General features: G+C 67.6%; 16 protein-coding genes. 11 read left to right on the forward strand and 5 right to left on the reverse strand.

Features of this window, described 5'->3' with window-relative positions:
• The first annotated feature begins 61 nt into the window (after positions 1–61).
• The 4 genes from mgrA (at position 62) to QRN67_RS03050 (ending at position 2,075) form a co-directional block, all read left to right on the forward strand.
• Positions 62–1,102 carry an L-glyceraldehyde 3-phosphate reductase gene (gene mgrA / locus QRN67_RS03035; RefSeq protein WP_106934553.1) on the forward strand — a complete coding sequence of 347 codons (1,041 nt, stop codon included), beginning with the start codon at positions 62–64 and terminating at the stop codon, positions 1,100–1,102.
• Positions 1,103–1,214: 112 nt separating this feature from the next.
• Positions 1,215–1,412 carry a hypothetical protein gene (locus QRN67_RS03040; RefSeq protein WP_081271589.1) on the forward strand — a complete coding sequence of 66 codons (198 nt, stop codon included), beginning with the start codon at positions 1,215–1,217 and terminating at the stop codon, positions 1,410–1,412.
• Positions 1,413–1,521: 109 nt separating this feature from the next.
• Positions 1,522–1,674, forward strand: a complete 153-nt coding sequence (locus tag QRN67_RS03045; protein ID WP_285410382.1) for a hypothetical protein — start codon at positions 1,522–1,524, stop codon at positions 1,672–1,674.
• Between the two features lie 140 nt (positions 1,675–1,814).
• Positions 1,815–2,075: a DUF1488 family protein gene (locus QRN67_RS03050; RefSeq protein WP_285410384.1), complete on the forward strand. Its 261-nt coding sequence runs from the start codon at positions 1,815–1,817 to the stop codon at positions 2,073–2,075.
• Between the two features lie 32 nt (positions 2,076–2,107).
• On the opposite strand, the gene lhpI is transcribed toward QRN67_RS03050, so the two are convergent.
• Genes lhpI through QRN67_RS03065 form a run of 3 tightly spaced genes read right to left on the reverse strand, consistent with a single transcriptional unit; the run spans position 2,108 to position 8,055 of the window.
• Positions 2,108–3,052, reverse strand: coding sequence for a bifunctional Delta(1)-pyrroline-2-carboxylate/Delta(1)-piperideine-2-carboxylate reductase (gene lhpI, locus QRN67_RS03055; protein WP_285410385.1), 945 nt, complete (start codon positions 3,050–3,052; stop codon positions 2,108–2,110).
• A gap of 40 nt (positions 3,053–3,092) precedes the next feature.
• Positions 3,093–6,560 carry a molybdopterin-dependent oxidoreductase gene (locus QRN67_RS03060; RefSeq protein ID WP_285410386.1) on the reverse strand — a complete coding sequence of 1,156 codons (3,468 nt, stop codon included), beginning with the start codon at positions 6,558–6,560 and terminating at the stop codon, positions 3,093–3,095.
• A 16-nt stretch (positions 6,561–6,576) separates the two neighbouring features.
• Positions 6,577–8,055, reverse strand: coding sequence for a short-chain fatty acid transporter (locus tag QRN67_RS03065; protein WP_285410388.1), 1,479 nt, complete (start codon positions 8,053–8,055; stop codon positions 6,577–6,579).
• A 136-nt stretch (positions 8,056–8,191) separates the two neighbouring features.
• Here QRN67_RS03065 and QRN67_RS03070 point away from each other — a divergent pair, with 136 nt between their 5' ends.
• Positions 8,192–9,133, forward strand: a complete 942-nt coding sequence (locus QRN67_RS03070) for a LysR family transcriptional regulator (protein WP_285410390.1) — start codon at positions 8,192–8,194, stop codon at positions 9,131–9,133.
• 21 nt (positions 9,134–9,154) lie between these two features.
• On the opposite strand, the gene QRN67_RS03075 is transcribed toward QRN67_RS03070, so the two are convergent.
• Both QRN67_RS03075 and QRN67_RS03080 read right to left on the reverse strand, forming a co-directional pair.
• Entirely contained in the window at positions 9,155–9,868 is a 714-nt protein-coding gene (locus tag QRN67_RS03075; protein ID WP_285410392.1) for a Crp/Fnr family transcriptional regulator, read from the reverse strand.
• A 128-nt stretch (positions 9,869–9,996) separates the two neighbouring features.
• The gene (locus tag QRN67_RS03080; protein WP_285410393.1) at positions 9,997–10,737 is read right to left on the reverse strand and encodes a Crp/Fnr family transcriptional regulator; all 741 of its coding nucleotides are present in this window, start codon (positions 10,735–10,737) and stop codon (positions 9,997–9,999) included.
• A 257-nt stretch (positions 10,738–10,994) separates the two neighbouring features.
• Here QRN67_RS03080 and QRN67_RS03085 point away from each other — a divergent pair, with 257 nt between their 5' ends.
• The 6 genes from QRN67_RS03085 to QRN67_RS03110 all read left to right on the forward strand — a co-directional run bounded on the left by QRN67_RS03085 (position 10,995) and on the right by QRN67_RS03110 (position 17,233).
• The gene (locus QRN67_RS03085) at positions 10,995–11,198 is read left to right on the forward strand and encodes a hypothetical protein (protein WP_285410394.1); all 204 of its coding nucleotides are present in this window, start codon (positions 10,995–10,997) and stop codon (positions 11,196–11,198) included.
• Between the two features lie 31 nt (positions 11,199–11,229).
• A complete protein-coding gene (locus QRN67_RS03090; protein WP_285410395.1) occupies positions 11,230–12,354 on the forward strand; it encodes a sensor histidine kinase in 1,125 nt (374 codons plus the stop codon).
• A 136-nt stretch (positions 12,355–12,490) separates the two neighbouring features.
• A complete protein-coding gene (locus QRN67_RS03095; RefSeq protein ID WP_285410396.1) occupies positions 12,491–13,495 on the forward strand; it encodes an LLM class flavin-dependent oxidoreductase in 1,005 nt (334 codons plus the stop codon).
• A 35-nt stretch (positions 13,496–13,530) separates the two neighbouring features.
• Positions 13,531–14,868 (forward strand): LLM class flavin-dependent oxidoreductase, encoded by a 1,338-nt coding sequence (locus QRN67_RS03100; RefSeq protein WP_503010862.1) that lies wholly within the window; start codon positions 13,531–13,533, stop codon positions 14,866–14,868.
• Complete coding sequence (locus QRN67_RS03105) at positions 14,868–15,416, forward strand: GNAT family N-acetyltransferase (RefSeq protein WP_285410398.1); 549 nt, start codon at positions 14,868–14,870, stop codon at positions 15,414–15,416. The genes QRN67_RS03100 and QRN67_RS03105 overlap by 1 nt, the downstream gene beginning before the upstream one ends.
• The gene (locus tag QRN67_RS03110; RefSeq protein WP_285410400.1) at positions 15,413–17,233 is read left to right on the forward strand and encodes an amino acid ABC transporter permease/ATP-binding protein; all 1,821 of its coding nucleotides are present in this window, start codon (positions 15,413–15,415) and stop codon (positions 17,231–17,233) included. The genes QRN67_RS03105 and QRN67_RS03110 overlap by 4 nt, the downstream gene beginning before the upstream one ends.
• Positions 17,234–17,241: the final 8 nt, after the last annotated feature.

Here is a 17,241-nt window from a genome sequence, read left to right on the forward strand (position 1 = left end):
GTGGTGCGCCTCCTTGAGGGCGCGCCCGTCTTCATCGTTCATCCATCGCGTGGAAATCCCAATGACCTACCTCGCCGCTCCCCATCGCTACGACGCGCTTCCCTACCGCCGCGTCGGCCGCAGCGGGCTCGTGCTGCCCGCCATCTCGCTCGGTCTCTGGCACAACTTCGGAGACACCACCTCCATCGCCACGCAGCGCCAGCTGCTGCGCACCGCCTTCGACCTGGGCATCAACCACTTCGACCTGGCCAACAACTACGGCCCGCCCTACGGCAGCGCGGAGACCAACTTCGGCCGCATCCTGCGCGAAGATTTCAAGCACTACCGCGACGAACTCATCATCTCCAGCAAGGCCGGCTGGGACATGTGGCCCGGCCCCTACGGCAAGGGCGGCGGGTCGCGCAAATACGTTCTCGCCAGCCTCGACCAGAGCCTGCAGCGCCTCGGCCTGGACTACGTCGACATCTTCTATTCGCATCGCTTCGACCCCGACACCCCGCTGGAGGAAACCGCCTCCGCGCTGGCCCAGGCCGTGCAGCAGGGCAAGGCGCTGTACATCGGCATTTCTTCGTACTCCGCGGGCAAGACGCGCGAGATCGCGGCACTGCTGCGCGAATGGAAGGTGCCGCTGCTGATCCATCAGCCGGCCTACAACCTGTTCAACCGCTGGATAGAGAAAGACCTGCTGAACGCCACCGACGAACTGGGCGCGGGCGTCATCGCATTCACGCCGCTGGCGCAGGGCCTGCTGACCGACAAGTACCTCAACGGCATTCCGGACGATGCGCGCATCAACCGCCCGGGCGGCGGCTCGCTCAAGCAGGAGCACCTGTCGCAGGCCAACGTCGAGCGTGCGCGCGCGCTCAACGAGATCGCCAGGCGCCGCGGCCAGAGCCTGGCCCAGCTCGCATTGACATGGACCCTGCGCGACCCGCGCGTGAGCTCGGCGCTGATCGGCGCGAGCCGGCCCGAGCAGATCGTCGACAACGTGGCGGCGCTCGCGCACGCACCGCTGAGCGCCGATGAACTGGCCGAGATCGACAAGTACGCGGTGGAGGGCGGTGTGAACCTCTGGGAAAAGCCGTCGACGGATTTCGCCTGAGGCGGGGTCGTCTCGAATCGAGGACCGCATCAGGAAACTTGGAATCCGTCTTTGGCAAAAGCCGGTGCGCTTTGCAGAATCGAACCCAGGCTCTCATTCGATTCCTTGCCCCATGCAATTGCGCACCCACCATGTTTCCCCGGCCGCCCAGGCGCGGCGTGTTCTCGACCTGACGGCCAAGGCCTGGCGCATTCCCGCGAGCTCGCCGCACGCCCTGGCGCGGCGCGCTCCGCACGGCTATTTGCCCGTGCGCGCCATGCGCCGGCTGCAGGCGGCCGCGGTGCTGGCGCTGTTGCCGCACTCCTGGTGAGTTCTTCGCGCCTGCCTACCGCAAGGGCCGGCAAGCGCCTACAGGCATGGACCCCTCGCGGCGCTGAATGCATGGGCAGTCAACATCGTCTGCGCCACAGGAAACCGCCATGTCCAACCAAAAAGACCAAGACAAGAAGCCCGCCCAGCAGCCGCAAAAACAGCAGGATCAAACCCAGCCGGGCAAGCAACAGCAGCAAGGGCAGCCGCAGCACAAGCCCGAACAGCACAAGACCAATCCGAACCAGCACGGCAAGGCCTGAGCGCCGCCGGCCTGGCCGAAACCGGCACTTCGGAGCGCTACCGCACAGACCGGAGGCCGCGTACCTGCCACAGTACGCCACGCCTCGGCTTGCTCCGGCAGCCCTTGCGCCATGACTGCCCGCAAGAAAGGCCCCCCAAGATGTCCGACACTCCCTACTTCCATGATGCCTCCGGCACCGTCCGCTTCTGGGTGGGGGTGGAAGGCGGCAACCACGTCAGCGCGAGCATCGGCAGGGAGGCGCTGCGCTACCACTTCCGCACCGCGGAGGGCGTCGATTCGCTTGAGACCTTCGGACGGCATGTGCCGGAGATAGAAGCGGCAGTGCGCCGGCGGCTGGCCCAGGGCGCGATGGAGCCCGTGATGCTGCGCGAGCACGACATGCGCGTCGCTGAAGGCTGAACAGGCCCTGGAGCGATGCGACGCCGGGTGCCTCAGTTCGAATCGGAAGCTTTGTAGATCAGCACTGCAGCAGCCAAGTCTTCCAGCGCGGTACCGACAGCCTTGAAGACCGTCCGCCCGTCGCCCTCGGCTCGCCCCTGAATCCTGCCCGCGGCAAGATCGGCCAGCTCCCCCGCCACATCCGCGGCGGCGAACACGCCGCGCGACATGGGCCCGAGCAGTTCGCCGCTCTTCTGCAACGCTTCCTGCGTATCTACAAAAACTCGTGCACCCGCAAAGCAGGCATCGTCGGCTTCACGCATTTGCGGCGTGAAGCTGCCGATCAGGTCGAGGTGGCTGCGCGGCCGCAGCCACGCGCCCTGCACCAGCGGCTGCGTGGCGAGCGTGGCACAGCTCACGACGTCGGCTTCGTTCACCGCCTTGGCCAGGTCAGGCGCGACGGTCGCCTCGATATGCTGCGCGCGCAGCCGCGCTGCGAGCGCCTTCGCCGCAGATTCGTCGCGGTCCCACACCACGACGCGTTCGATAGGGCGCACGACCCGGTATGCGTCGGGAATGAGACTGCCGACACGCCCGCAGCCCACGACCAGCAGGCTGCGCGCATCGGCGGGTGCAAGATAGGACGCGGCCAGTGCAGATGCCGCGGCGGTGCGCCGTGAAGTGATCTCGTTGCCGTCGATCTGCGCCAGCGGCTGGCCCGTGCTTGCGTCGTACAGCACATAGGTCGAGAACAGTCCGGGCAGGCCGCGCTGTGCGTTGCCCGGGAAGATGGTCACGGTCTTGATGCCCAGGTAGCGGTCGTGCTGCCACGCCGGCATGACCAGCACCGTGCGGGGCGGGCCTTCCGCATCGGCCTGGAGCGAATGCGTGTGCCGCAAAGGCACCTCGCAGCCGGCAACGAACATTTCCCGAAGTGCGGGGATCAGGCGGTCGAAGGGCAGGGCACGGCGGGTGCTTTCCGTATCGATGATTTTCATGAGGTTGCGGATGGAATCGAGTGGATGTAAGTGCCTGCAGTCATGCATCGAGCACCACGTCTTCGAGGGGGACGGCCTGGCAGGTCAGGCACGTGGACGGGTCTTCAGGCTCGCTGCCGTGCAGGTGGCGGACCTTGCCTGCCAACAGGCGCACGGCGCAGCTCTCGCACTGGCCCACGCGGCAGCCGCTGGCCATCCGCAGGCCGAGCGATTCGCCAAAGTTCAACAGCGTGCCCTGCCTGGGCGTCCATGTCGCGGGGGCATGGCCCGAGCGCGCGAAACTGACGGTGAAGCACTGGTCGCCATCGGTGGGCGGCACGGCTGGCGAGCGGAAAACGTCGCTGAAGATGTCGAAGCGCGGAACGCCCCGCGCCACCAGTCCGGCGGTCACGGCGTCCATCATGGCGGGCGGTCCGCACATGTAGAAGCGGGCGCGCTGTGCGATCAGCGCGTCGTCCACCACGCTCGCGTCGATGAAGCGGTCCGACTGGTAGTCGATGCCCATACGCTCCTGCGGCTGTGCCGCGTTGTAGTGGTCGACGACCCGCAACTGCGGCAGCCGTGCGCGGTGCTGCGCAATGCGCTCGCGAAAGGCGTGCGTCGTGCCGTTCTGGTTGGCGTAGTAGAGCCAGATGACAGGCCCCTGAGCGCCATCGGGCAACGATTCGAGCAGGCTGATGAAGGGCGTGATGCCGATGCCGCCCGCAAAGAAGACCAGCGGTTGCGGCGAGCGGCGCGGCAGCACGAAGCCGCCTGACGGCGCACGCAGCGCAAGGGTGTCGCCGACCTTCAGCGCGCGATGCAGGTGGCTCGACACGCGCCCCTCGAACGGCGTGCCCTCGGCCGAGTGGCCGCGCTGGTGGCGCACGGCCACGCTGTAGCTGCGCCGGCCCGGCACCTCGGCCGCTCCCGTGAGCGAGTAGGCCCGCGTGACTTGCGTGCCATCGTCCAGATGCAGCTGCATCTCCACGTGCTGGCCGGGGCGGTAGTCGGGCAACTCGCCGCCGTCGGCCGGTTCGAAGTGGATGCCGAGCACGCCCTCTGCCTCGGGCCGCAGCTCGCTGATGCGGAAGGGACGGTAGCCGGCCCACTTGCGCTGCCGCGTTCCGGTAGCCGGGTCGCGTTCGATGTCGCAGAGAAAGGAGCGATGCGGCACTGAACCGCTCACCGGGTCGCAGCTGTCGGCGGATATGAGCGCGTTGAAGTTGCTGCCCAGCGCACCCTCGACCGGCAGGCTGTCGCGGTCGAGCTCGGGGCAGCCCTGCCACCAGCCGAATTCGGCCACGATGACGTCGTCCGCCATCTGGGGCGTGACGCGTGCGACGAAGCGCGCCTCGCCCACGCGCGTGCGGATGCGCACCCAGTCGCCTTCCACGATGCCCTTTGCCGCCGCCAGCGCGGGACTCAGTTCGGCCACCGGATCGGGCGCGCGCTTGCGCAGCGAAGGCAGGCTGCGGTGCTGGCTGTGGCAATAGAAGCCGTTCTTGGCCGAACTCAGCACATAGGGGAAGCGGCCCTGGCGCGTGGCATTCGCGTCGCGCGGCGTGTCGGCCGGTTCGACGAAGGTGGCGACCGGCGGCTGGCCGTGGCGCAGCAGGGTTTCGGAATAGAGCTCGACGCGGCGCGTCGGGGTGTCGAAGCCGCGCACGCCGGTGGGCGTGGCGCGGGCGAACTTCTGCTCGCTTGCGTCGATGGCGCAGGCAATGCCTTCGGGCCGCGCGCGCAACTGGTCGACCGTGAGGCCCAGCGGTTCGAGCATGTGGTTCCAGCCGGCGTCGAGGCTGCCGCCGAAGAAGCCGTCACCCATGCCGAGGCGGGTGGCCAGTTCGAAGACCACATCGTTGTCCGAGCGCGATTCGCCGCGCGGCGCAACCATGCGCTGGCGCAACTGCACCCAGCCGGCCGCGCGGTCGTCGATCTCGAAGCCGATGCGCAGGCCTTCGCGCTCCCATGGCGTGTTGACCGGCAGCAGGATGTCGGCGTAGCGGGCGGCGGGTGTCTCGAACAAGTCGCAGTGCACGTGGAATTCGAGCTGCGAAAGCGCCCGGTGCGCGAGCGCGGTGTCGGCCTGCGACACGGGCAGGTTGGTGCCGAAGGCCATCATCGCGCGCACCTTGTAAGGCTCGCCTTCGAGAATCGCGCGGTAGGTGCCGCGCGCCGTCACCCAGCCTTGAGAGGGAGGGCCGATCGGACGCTTCGCCAGGCCCAGCGCCTTGGCGCGCTGCGCGTCGGGCAGCAGCGAAAGCGAGTTGACGGCGTTGACGCGCGGACCGACACGAACGCGGTTCGCGCCGATGCGGTCGAAGCTGCCGCACAGCGCATACAGCGTGGCGACCGCGCGTTCGGCCTGTGTGGCGTTGGTATGCTGGCCGATGCCGGTCCAGGCGTGATAGGCCACGCGGCGGCAGGTGCCGAAAAGTTCGGCGACCGCACGCAATGAAGCTTCGGCAACGCCGGTGATGCGTTCGACATCCTGCGGGGAATAGGCGGCGCAGCCCTGGGCCAGCAGCTCGAAAGCCGGAGCGCACGACAGGCGCTGTGCGCCCATGTCGATCTGGACCGCGCCGCGCAGGCGGAAGTGGGCTGCGTCCTGGGCTTGCGCCGCCTGTGCGGTGTCGTAGGGCACCGCGCAGTCCAGCGCGTCGTTCCACGCCACGAAGCGGTCGCCCTCGGCATCGGGCCACAGGTCACGCTCGCGCAGGAAGTGCCCGTTGTCGCCGCGCACCAGCAACGGGCCATTGGTCCACGCGCGCACGAAGTCTTCGTCGAAGCGCGCGTCCGCGATCAGCAGGTGGATCAGCCCCAGCGCCAGCGCCGCATCGGTGCCGGGCCGCACGGGCAGCCAGCTGTCGGCCTGACGCGCGAGCGCCGTGGGGCGCGGATCGATCACCACCATCTTCGCCCCGTTCGCGCGGCCCCGGCCGATGGCATTGGCTTGTGCCAGCCATGTGTTGGCGGGGTTGTGGCCCCACAGCACGATCAGTTCGGCCTGCGCGTAGTCGGCCGCGGGCATGCCGCAGCCGAAGGTGAAGGCGTGCGCGAAGTCCTTGTGCCAGTTGCAGACTTCGGTCGCATAGCAGATGTTGGGGCTGCCGAAGAGGCGTACGAAGCGCTCGATCCAGTCGATGCTGTCCGTCAGCGGCGTGCCGCTGGGCGTGGTCACGGCGAACACCACAGACTCGGCGCCGCTCTCGGCCTTGATGGCGCCCAGGCGCTGCGCGGTCTCGGCCAGCGCCTCGTCCCAGCCGATGCGCAACCAGCCCGGGTCCGCTTCGGTCTTGGGCCTGGTGCGGCGCATCGGGTAGCGCAGGCGGTGCGGGCTGTGCACCAGCTCGGGCGCGGCCTTGCCCTTCATGCACATCGCCTGGCCGGTAGGGTGCGAGGGGTCGGGCCGTACCGATACCAGCATGTCGCCGCGCACCTCGTTGAGGGTGCCGCAGCGGGAGCGGCAGAGCGTGCAGTAGCCCTGCCGGGTTTGCGTTGCCGGTGTTGTCGTCGTCACTTGCATCCAGAACCCGACTGGATCAGGGAATCACCGGCGCGACGTAGCTCAGCGTGCGGCCGAAGAACCAGAGCATGAAGAGCACCAACGGTGCGTGAACCAGCAGCTGCAGGAAAGTGAAGCCCACGATGTCGCGTGCCTTCAGCGAGAGCACGCCCAGCAGCGGCAGCATCCAGAACGGGTTGATCAGGTTGGGCAGCGCCTCGGCCGCGTTGTAGACCTGCACGGCCCAGCCCAGGTGCACCTTCAGGTCGTTGGCCGCCTGCATGACGTAAGGCGCCTCGATGATCCACTTGCCGCCTCCCGAGGGAATGAAGAAGCCCAGCAGGGCGGAATACGCGCCCATCACCACCGCGAAGCTGTCGACGTTGGAGATGCTCACGAACAGGTGCGCGATGCGGTCCGACAGCGTGATGCCTCCGGCGCCCTTGGCGGCGGTCAGCATGGCCGCGATGGCACCGTACAGCGGAAACTGGATGATCACGCCCGCCGTCGACGGCACCGAACGCGACACCGCGTCGAGAAAGCTGCGCGGGCGCCAGTGCAGCAGCAGCCCGATCATGAGGAACAGCAGGTTGTAGGTGTTGAGGCCCGAGATCGCGATCAGCGGGCTCTTGGCCATGAACTCCTGCGCCAGCCAGCCGAAGCCCAGCGCGCACAGCAGCAGCGTGAGCAACGGGCTGCGTTCGAACCACTCGCCGGGGCGGCGCGTGGCGGAATCGGTGACGGCCGGCCTGGCTTCCGTGAGGTCCACGCCCAGGTCCTGCGCCGTGACCGCGTTCTTCGCGTCGGGCGCCGACCACAGCGCGATGGCCACCGACACGACCATCAGCACCAGCGCCATGATGATCGACTGCCACAGGAAGATGGTCTGGCTGAACGGGATCACGCCGGTGATGTCAAGAATGCTCTTGGGCAGACTGCTGGCGTTGGCCTGCAACTGCGCCGCCGACGAACTGAGACCCAACGCCCAGGTCGCACCCATGCCCAGGTAGGCGGCCGCGCCGCCTGCACGGTAGTCCATGCGCAGGTCGAGGCGGCCGGCCAGCGCACGCACGTAGAGCGCGCTGAAGATCAGCGAAATGCCCCAATTGAAGAGCGACAGGATCATGCTGATCGCCGCCACGTACGCGATGGCCTGGCGCCCCGACACGGGCAGCGCGGCCAGTTTGCGGATGAGCCGTGCGGCCGGCGGCGAGGTCGCCACCACATAGCCGCCGATGGCCACCAGCGCCATCTGCATCGTGAAGACAATGAGGCTCCAGAAGCCGTCGCCGAAGGACTTGGCCACCGCCTGGGGGCTGGACCCGTTCAGCAGAGCGGCGCCCGCGACCACCACCACGGCGATGGCCGCGAACACGAAGGCATCGGGGAACCAGCGCTCGGCCCAGGCCGTGAAGCGCAGGCCCAGGCGGCTCAACAGCCCCGCATCGGACGGGGCGTCTTGGGGTACGGGAGTGCGGGCGCCGGGGCCGGCGGATGTCTGCGATGTCGATGGCATGGGTTTTTCGTCCTACTGCTGATGGAACGGGCGGCGTCCTCGTCACACGCCTGACATGGCGTGGTGCCCGGATGTTAGGAACTACCATCGACAATTCATAATATCTATTTTCAATAGAGCGATATAGGACGTATCTATGTCCATCACCATCAAGCAGCTGCAGCACTTCGTGGCTGCCGCGCACACGGGCCAGGTGTCCCGGGCGGCCCAGCGCTGCTATGTGAGCCAGCCCTCGTTGACCACTTCGCTCAAGAACCTGGAGTCCACGCTGAAGGTGCAGCTCTTCACGCGGCACGCGGACGGGCTGCGGCTCACGGTGCAGGGCGAGGGCTTTCTTCGGCATGCGGAGCACATGCTGCACACGCTCGACGCGGCGGTGGAGGAAACGCGCAACTCGGTGTCCTCGGTCGAGGGGCGGGTGCAGATCGCCATTACAGACACGGTGTCCGAATACATGCTGCCGAAGATCATCGGTGCGATGCGAAGGCAACTGCCGCTGGTCGAGTTCGAGCCCGTGGAGCGCAACCGGCTCGAGATCGAGGACGGCCTGCGCAGCGGCGAGTTCGACCTGGCCGTGGTGCTGGTGTCGAACCTCTCTCGCGCATCGGACATCCGGCGCGAGAACCTGCTGAAGTCGCAGCGCCGCCTGTGGACGTCGTTCGACCATCCGCTGGTGGCGCAGAAGTCGGTGCCGCTGCGTGAGATCGCCCAGTTGCCCTTCGTGCTGCTGGACATGGACGAGCACGTGGACACCGTGGGCCGCTACTGGGGCGAGATGAAGCTCGAGCCCAAGGTCGTGTTCCGCACCAAGTCGATCGAGGCCGTGCGCAGCCTCGTCGCGCAGAACGTGGGCGTGACCATCCTGTCCGACCTGGTGTTTCGCCCCTGGTCTCACGACGGCGGGCGAATCCGCAGGACGGTGGTGTCGAGCGCGGTGCCCTCGATGGACCTGGGCCTGGCCTACCGGCGCGGAGCCGTTCTTTCCGAGGCCACCTCGGCCTGCGCAAGCACCTTGCGGCTGCTGGCCAAGACCCTGACGAGGGAGTCGCAGCCGCGCATGGACGATGAGCCGCAGTGAACGGACCGACGGGGCCTTCGGCTATCCCCCGGCAATCAGGTCCGAATAGCTGCGCCGGTTGGCGCGGTAGCAGTCGCAGGCCGCGTTCTCCAGCCCCTGGCGGTCGGTGATGGTGATGACGCCGCGGCGGTAGTCGATGAGGCTGCGCGTGTGCAGTGCCGTCGCAGCGTTGGTGATGCCGACGCGCCGCACGCCCAGCATGCGCCCCAGCACCTCGTGCGTGAGCGCCAGGTGCGCCGAATGCGCGCAGTCCTGCGTGGTGAGCAGCCAGCGCGCCAGGCGCTCCTCGATCTGGTGGAACTGATGGCACAGCCCCGAGCGGCCGAATTCGGCCAGCAGCACGCACACGTATCGGTGGAGCACGCGCCTGAGCGGCGTGCTGTCCGCCAGTTCCTGTTCGAACGATTTCGCCGAGAGCCGCCATGCGAGGCCGTCCCCCTGCACCAGGGTGCGCAGCGGTGCGCGCTGCGCGTTCAGCGACAGCTCGTAGCCCAGCACGCCCTCGTTGCCCACCATGCCGGTCTGCAGGCCGTCGTGCCCGTCGGCGGTGGACACCAGCGACACGAAGGCGGTGGTGGGGAAGTGAACGTGCCGGATGGCGTCACCCGGTTCATACAGCACTTGCGTGGCCACCAGCTGCACCTGGTCGCAGCGCGCGAGCAGGCGCGCGCGGTCCGCAGGCGGCAAGGCCTGGAGCAGCCGGTTGAGCACGGGGGTCGACGGATCAGATGTCAAGTAGCTGCCTGTCGATGAGAGGAAAGAGCCAGGAGCGCACGCGCTGCGAGGAAAGCGGCGGCCGACGCATTCTTGCCTGCCGGTGCGCCGCTCTCTGTGCGCCGCCGCACCCACGCGCGTGCCCAGGCTCAGATGGCCGGCGGCTGGGGCAGCAGCCGCTCGGTCTCGCGCTTGACCACTTCGTAGCACTCGCACACCTGCCGCTCCAGCCCGCTGCGGTCGAGCACCGTGATGTGGCCGCGCGCGTACTTGATCAGGTTCAGGCGCTGCAGCTTGCCCGCGGCCTCCGTCACGCCTTCGCGGCGCACGCCGAGCATGTTGGCGATGAGCTCCTGCGTCATCACCAGCTCGTTGCCGGGCAGGCGGTCCAGGCTGAGCAGCAACCACCGGCACAGCTGCTGTTCCAGCGAGTGGTGCCGGTTGCATACGGCCGTCTGCGACATCTGCGTGATGAGCGACTGGGTGTAGCGCAGCAGCAGGTGCAGCAGCGGGCCGCCCTTGTCGGTCAGCTCCTTGATGTGGCTCGCGCCCAGGCGAAAGGCACGGCCGGCGCTCTGCACCACCGCGCGGTTGGGCGTGCTGCCCCCGCCCATCAGCAGCGACACGCCCACCATGCCCTCGAAGCCCACCACGGCGATTTCCGCGGACTGCCCGTTCTCCAGCACATACAGCAGCGAGACGATGCAGTCGATCGGAAAGAACACGTGCTGCTGGACTGCGCCCGACTCGTAGAGCACCTCGCCCAGGCTCAGTTGCACCAGCTCGAGGAAAGGCTTCATCCGGGCCACCACGTCAGGCGGGATGACTTCCAGCAGGCCATTTTGCGCGGTGGCGGCAGGCGGAGAGGACGAACGCGGGAGCAATGCCATGACTGGAGTGGCCTTCCAAAGTTCACATGATTCCGCGGTGCAGTCCCGTGTGTCTGTGCGGTGGCGTACAGAACACCGATTATTCATTTTTGGAGGCCGTTCGGTGCGCTGGCGAACGGTGCAAGTGCTTCTTTCTGGTTAGCGTGAATGCCCGCCACTGCTGTCCAGGAGGACTTCGACATGCAAACCACGACCCCCCGGAAGTTCCGGGCCGCCTCGACCGGAAGGCACTGAGCCTGGCCATGGTCAAGAGATTCATGCACACCGCCACGGTGACGCTCAGGCTGCCTTTGGACATCGCCTCGGACGACGAGATGGCGGCGCTGCGCTGCGCCGGTATTCCGTTGGATGCTCTGGGCAATGCGGAGTCCGGCTATCTGTTCGTGCGGCTGGGCAACAGGCGCTGCAACATCTTCCGGTGGTTTGCTGCCGCGTTGGACGCCCAGGCTCCTCAGGCCTGAGGCCGGTCGCAATTCGCCAGGAGCACCGTATATGCATCGTTTTCTTTTCGGCAACCGCGACGAACTGGTCGCCAGGTGCAAACTGAAGGTTGCCCAACGCCACCAGCGTGCGGCAACGGAGCAGCAATTGGCCCACGGTGTGCCGATGTTCCTGGACCAGCTCACGCGAACACTGGGGGCGGAGAGCGATGACAACGAGGCTGCCAGCATCGCCATATCGGGTCCCTCAGGCGGTGACTCGCGCGCGCTGTCCGAAATAGGGTTGAGCGCCACCGCGCACGGCAAGGCGCTGCTGGACCTCGGCTACACGGTCGACCAGGTGGTTCACGACTACGGCGATCTTTGCCAGGCGATCACCGACCTGGCATTCGAGCGCAACGCGCCTTTTGCCGTGGCCGAGTTTCGTACGCTGAACCGCTGCCTGGACAACGCCATTGCGGATGCCGTCACCGAGTTCAGCTTTCAGCGCGATGCTCAACTGGCTGTACAGCGAACGGCGTTCGATAAGCAGCGGCTGGGCTTTCTGGTTCACGAACTGCGCAACGCGCTCGGCACCGCCACGCTCGCCGTTCGGGCGCTCGAGCTGGGCAACATGCCGATCGGCGGCGCTACCGGTGCGGTCCTGAAGCGCAGCCTTTCCACGCTCGGCCTGTTGATCGGCAGGGCCACCGCGGAAGTGCGGGCCGAGGGCTCCGACCAGCGTCAGCTTTTCCCTGTGGCGGCGTTCGTCGCAGACGTCGAGGTCGCGGCGCGGCTCGACGCCAGCACCGAAGGCGCAGTCCTCGAAGTACGCGCCGTGGACCCGTTGCTCGGGGTTCTGGCCAACCGCGAACTGCTGCACGCGGCCCTGGCCAACCTGCTGCAGAACGCCTTCAAGTTCACGCGACACAACTCGCTGGTCACGCTGAATGCATACGCCTTCGGCGACCACGTGCACATCGACGTGGAAGACCATTGCGGAGGCCTGCCGCCCGGCGGCGTCGCAAAGATGTTCGTGCCTTTCAAGCCCAACGACGACAGCAGGGCCGGCCTGGGCCTCGGGCTGTCGATCTCCCGGCAGAGCATCGAAGCCGACCAGGGCACATTGACGGTGCGCGACGTGCCAGGATCGGGATGCGTCTTCACCATCAGTCTGCCCCGGCACCCGCTTCACTAGCCTTGCCGTGACTGCCATCGGTGGCCGGCTACCGAGCATCCAGCAGATATCGATATAGAAATTCAGCGCAAACGGTGCGCGCCATGCCCGGGAGAATTCGCAGCAATTCTTTCAAGGGCGTCTCCCGCCGCACACCGTGTCCTACTCGCTGTCCCTGCTCGACAAGAGCCCGATCCCTGAAGGCGCGGACGCCGCCCAGGCGTTCCAGCACACCATCGCGCTGGCGCAGAGCGCGGAGCGGCTGGGCTACCGCCGCTACTGGCTCGCCGAGCATCACGGCAACAGGAACTATGCAGGCTCGGCGCCAGAGGTGCTGGCGTCGCACCTGCTCGCCAAGACCTCGCGCATCCGCATCGGCACGGGCGGCGTCATGCTTCAGCACTACAGCCCGTTCAAGGTGGCAGAAACCTTCCGCGTGCTGGCCTCGCTGGCGCCCGGCCGCGTGGACCTGGGTATCGGCAAGGCGCCTGGCGGCCTGCCGCTCACGAGCAAGGCGCTGCAGTGGCTGCACGACCCGGTCCGCAGGCGCGAAGACTTTGCCGTGCGGCTCAGCGAGCTCGAGGCCTTCCTGCACGACGGCGTGGCCAACGGCCATGCGCTGGCCGGCGCTGTGGCTACGCCCAACCCGCCGCAACTGCCGCAGCGCGTGCTGCTCGGCGGCAGCCCCGAGAGCGCGGTGCTCGCGGCGCAGCTCGGCTGGGAATTCGTCTATGCGGGGCACTTCAACGGCGACCCGGTGAACCTTGCGCAGTCGGTCGAGGCCTATCGCGAGCGCGCCGGCCGTGCGCCGCTGCTCGCGCTCTTCGCCTTTGTGGCCGAGACGCACGAGGAGGCCGCCCGACTGGTGGGCGCGCTGCGCAGCTTTCGCGTGCACCTGCCCACGGGCCAGACCGTCAACCTGCCCAGCCTCGAGGCCGCAGCGGAGTTCGCGCGGCAGGCCGGCGTGAGCGACTACCGCACCGAGGAGCGCCGCCCGCATGTGATTGCCGGCACCGGCGAAGAGGTGCGCGATGCGCTCGATGCATTGAGCGAGCGCTTCGGCATCGAGGAGTTCGTCATCGACATTCCCGTCGCCGATTTCGCGGCCCGCCACGCCTCGGTCGAGCTGCTGGCCAGGGCGCGCGAGACGGTGCCGGCCTGAGCCTTTTCCTCCATCAAACAACAAGAGCGATCGTCATGAGCAACATCAAGTTCGGCGTCATGCTGCAAGGGGCCGGCAGCCACATGAACTCCTGGAAGCATCCGGGCGGGCCGGCCGATGCCAGCGTCAACCTCGGCTTCTTCGTGCGCACCGCGCAGAAGGCGGAGGCGGCGGGCATCGCCTTCGCCTTCGTGGCGGACGGGCTCTACATCAACGAGAAATCGATCCCGCATTTCCTGAACCGCTTCGAGCCGATCTCGATTCTTTCGGCGCTCGCGGCCGTGACCTCGAAGATCGGTCTCGCGGGCACCGTCTCCAGTTCTTACAGCGACCCGTTCACCGTGGCGCGCCAGTTCGCTTCGCTCGACCTCATCAGCGGCGGCCGCGCGGGCTGGAACGTGGTGACCACGCCGCTGGAAGGCAGCGCCAGGAACTACAGCCGCGCGCACCCGGAGCACGCGCAGCGCTACGAGATCGCGGACGAATACCTGGCCGTGACGCAGGGTCTGTGGGACAGCTGGGACGACGACGCCTTCGTGCGCAACCGCGAGACCGGCCAGTTCTTCGAGCGCGAGAAGCTGCACACGCTGGACCACAAGGGCCGCTTCTTCGAAGTGGCGGGGCCGCTGAACATCCAGCGCTCGGCGCAGGGGCAGCCGGTGATCTTCCAGGCCGGTTCGTCGGACGCGGGCGTCGGCCTCGCGGGCAAATACGCAGACGCCGTGTTCACCCACTCGCCCTCGCTTGACGAAACGCGCAACTTCCTGCGGCAGGTAAAGGCCAGCGCGGTGGCGCAAGGCCGGCAGGCCGACGACGTGAAGATCTACCCCGGCATCGGCCCGGTGGTCGCGGCCACCGAGGAAGAAGCCGAGGCCAAGTACCGGCTGATCCGCGAGCTGCTGACCATCGACGAAGCGCTGGCCTACCTGGGCCGCTTCTTCGACCACCACGACTTCAGCCAGTACGCGCTGGACGCGCCGTTCCCCGAACTCGGCGAGATCGGGCGCAACAGCTTCCGCTCGACCACCGACCGCATCAAGGCCAACGCGAAAGCCAAGGGCCTGACCCTGCGCGAAGTGGCGCTGGAAGTGGCAACGCCGCGCACGCAGTTCGTGGGCAGCGGCGAGCGCATTGCCGACGAGATCATCCGCTGGGTGGACGAGGGCGCGGCCGACGGCTTCATCCTCGGCTTTCCGGTGTTGGGGCAGGGGCTGGACGACTTCATCGAGTTCGTGATCCCGGCGCTGGAGGCGCGCGGGCGCTACCAGCGCGAACTGCCGGGCCAGACGCTGCGCGACCACCTGGGACTTCCGCGCAAGGCGAGCCGCTACGAGGCGCAGCAAGGCACGCCGGCAGTACGGAAGGCTGCCTGATGAGCGAACAGTTTCTCTACACCACGCCGCTCGACCCGCGCGCAAAGCCGCTGATCGAAGGCCTGGCCTTCGAGTACGACAGCCGCTACGGCGACGTACTGCGCGAGCCGGGTGCCCCGCGCGAGATGGACCGCTATCCGCCAGAACTGTTTGCACCATCGCATGGTGGCAACTTCGTGCTGCTGCTGCGCGACGGCGTTGCCATCGGCGGCGGCGCATTCATGCGTCACGACGAGCGCACCGCCGAGCTGAAGCGCGTGTGGACCGACAGCGCGTTGCGCCGCCAGGGCCTGGCGAGCAAGGTGCTCGCGGAGCTGGAGGCGCAGGTGCTGCGGCAGGGCTACGAGCGCATCTATCTGACGACCGGCTTTCGCCAGCCCGAGGCCGTGGGCCTGTACCTGGGCCACGGCTACACCGCATTGTTCGAACCGCCGGACGATCCGGAGACGCCGCGCAAGCTGCCGTTCGAGAAGCATCTCGACGTGGGCGCCTCACGGGTTCTTGCCAACACGCGCGTCACGGCAACAGCAGAGGCGGCGCGGCGATGAACACGACCGTTCTAGACACCGCATCGGCCCACGCGCCGCAACCGCAGCGCGTCGCACCCGTAGCCCCGACGCCGGCACCGGCCAACGGCGACTACTCGCATTTCCGCGTCGTGCCGGCCCGCTACCCGGCGCGCACCGCCGGCACCGTCTTCGCGCTGCTGGTCATCGGCATCGTGCTGCATTCGACACTCACCAACCCGCGCTGGGGCTGGGGCGTTTTCGCCGAGTGGTTCTTCGCCGAACCGGTGCTGCAAGGGCTCGGCCGCACGCTGATGCTCACGGCGCTGGGCGCGCTCTTAGGTTTCTTCTTCGGTACCGCGCTGGCGCTGGCGCGGGTGTCCCGCTCGCCGCTGCTGTCGCGGCTGTCGTGGGTGTTCACCTGGATCTTCCGCTCGGTGCCGGTGATCGTGCTGCTGCTGATCATCAACAACCTGGGCTACCTGTACGAGACGGTGACGCTGGGCATACCGGGCACCGACGTCACCTTCTTCTCGTATCCGACCACGCAGCTCATCAGCCCCTTCGTGGCGGCGCTGCTCGGCCTCACGCTGAACCAGGCGGCTTTCGCGTCGGAGATCGTTCGGGGCGGCATCCTGTCCGTGGAGCAGGGGCAACTGGAGGCGGCGGCGGCGCTGGGGCTGTCGCGCCGGCGGCAGTCGTTCCGCATCGTGTTGCCGCAGGCGATGCGCACCATCCTGCCGACGGCTTTCAACGACATCATCGGGCTGGCCAAGGGCACGTCGAACCTCTACATCCTGGCGCTGCCCGAGCTGTTCTACACGATCCAGATCATCTACCGGCGCAACCTGGAAGTGATTCCGCTGCTGATGGTGGCGACGGTGTGGTACCTCATCATCCTCACGGTGCTGTCGGTGGCGCAGCACTATATCGAGCGGCATTTCGCGCGCGGCGCGCTGCGAAATCCGCCGGCTTCCCGGCTGGGCGGAGTGCTGCGCGGGCTGCGGCGCACGAAGGCACCGCAGGCGGCTCCCGGGGTCGAAGCGCCTCCAGCAAAGGCCGCGGAGCAGGTGCCGCGCTGGACCGACCCGCTCACGCGGGGCGGCGAGGTGACGATCCATGGCGTTTCCAAGAGCTTCGGCGCGCTCAAGGTGCTCGACGACGTGACGCTCACCGTGGGCAAGGGCAGCGTGACAGTGATCCTCGGGCAATCGGGCTCGGGCAAGTCGACGCTGTTGCGCGCCATCAACCACCTGGAGCGCGTGGACGACGGCTTCATCGCCATCGACGGCGAGCTCATCGGCTACCGCCGCGACGCCGACACGCTCTATGAGCTGCACGAGAAAGAGATTCTCAAGCGCCGTGTCGACGTGGGCATGGTGTTCCAGAGCTTCAACCTGTTCCCGCATCTCACGGTGCTGGAGAACATCGTCGAGGCTCCGGTGTCGGTGCGCGGCCTCTCGCGGGCCGAGGCCGAGGCACTGGCCTCCGAGTTGCTGGTGCGCGTCGGGTTGGGCGACAAGACGCACGCCTATCCGCGCCAGCTGTCCGGCGGCCAGCAGCAGCGCGTGGCCATCGCGCGGGCGCTGGCGCTCAAGCCCAAGGTGCTGCTGTTCGACGAGCCCACCTCGGCGCTCGACCCCGAGCTGGTGGGCGAGGTGCTGGCCGTCATCAAGGAGCTGGCGCTCTCGGGCACCACGCTGGTCATCGTGACGCACGAGATCGGCTTTGCCCGCGAGGTGGCCGACAACATCGTCTTCATGGAGCGCGGCCGCATCCTGGAAACCGGCACGCCCGACAAGGTGTTCAACGCGCCGGAGCATCCGCGCACGGCCGAGTTCCTGGCCAAGGTTCTCTGATTCCTTTC

It is taken from the genome of Variovorax sp. efr-133-TYG-130 (genome assembly GCF_030208835.1).
Taxonomy (GTDB): domain Bacteria; phylum Pseudomonadota; class Gammaproteobacteria; order Burkholderiales; family Burkholderiaceae_C; genus Variovorax.

Coding starts and splice junctions, on each gene's coding strand:
- mgrA (WP_106934553.1), top strand. CDS start 62: ATGACCTACCTCGCCGCTCCCCATCGCTACGACGCGCTTCCCTACCGC.
- QRN67_RS03070 (WP_285410390.1), top strand. CDS start 8,192: ATGTCCATCACCATCAAGCAGCTGCAGCACTTCGTGGCTGCCGCGCAC.
- QRN67_RS03080 (WP_285410393.1), bottom strand. CDS start 10,737: ATGGCATTGCTCCCGCGTTCGTCCTCTCCGCCTGCCGCCACCGCGCAA.
- QRN67_RS03045 (WP_285410382.1), top strand. CDS start 1,522: ATGTCCAACCAAAAAGACCAAGACAAGAAGCCCGCCCAGCAGCCGCAA.
- QRN67_RS03060 (WP_285410386.1), bottom strand. CDS start 6,560: ATGCAAGTGACGACGACAACACCGGCAACGCAAACCCGGCAGGGCTAC.
- QRN67_RS03065 (WP_285410388.1), bottom strand. CDS start 8,055: ATGCCATCGACATCGCAGACATCCGCCGGCCCCGGCGCCCGCACTCCC.
- QRN67_RS03090 (WP_285410395.1), top strand. CDS start 11,230: ATGCATCGTTTTCTTTTCGGCAACCGCGACGAACTGGTCGCCAGGTGC.
- QRN67_RS03040 (WP_081271589.1), top strand. CDS start 1,215: ATGCAATTGCGCACCCACCATGTTTCCCCGGCCGCCCAGGCGCGGCGT.
- QRN67_RS03105 (WP_285410398.1), top strand. CDS start 14,868: ATGAGCGAACAGTTTCTCTACACCACGCCGCTCGACCCGCGCGCAAAG.
- QRN67_RS03085 (WP_285410394.1), top strand. CDS start 10,995: ATGCACACCGCCACGGTGACGCTCAGGCTGCCTTTGGACATCGCCTCG.
- QRN67_RS03050 (WP_285410384.1), top strand. CDS start 1,815: ATGTCCGACACTCCCTACTTCCATGATGCCTCCGGCACCGTCCGCTTC.
- QRN67_RS03100 (WP_503010862.1), top strand. CDS start 13,531: ATGAGCAACATCAAGTTCGGCGTCATGCTGCAAGGGGCCGGCAGCCAC.
- lhpI (WP_285410385.1), bottom strand. CDS start 3,052: ATGAAAATCATCGATACGGAAAGCACCCGCCGTGCCCTGCCCTTCGAC.
- QRN67_RS03110 (WP_285410400.1), top strand. CDS start 15,413: ATGAACACGACCGTTCTAGACACCGCATCGGCCCACGCGCCGCAACCG.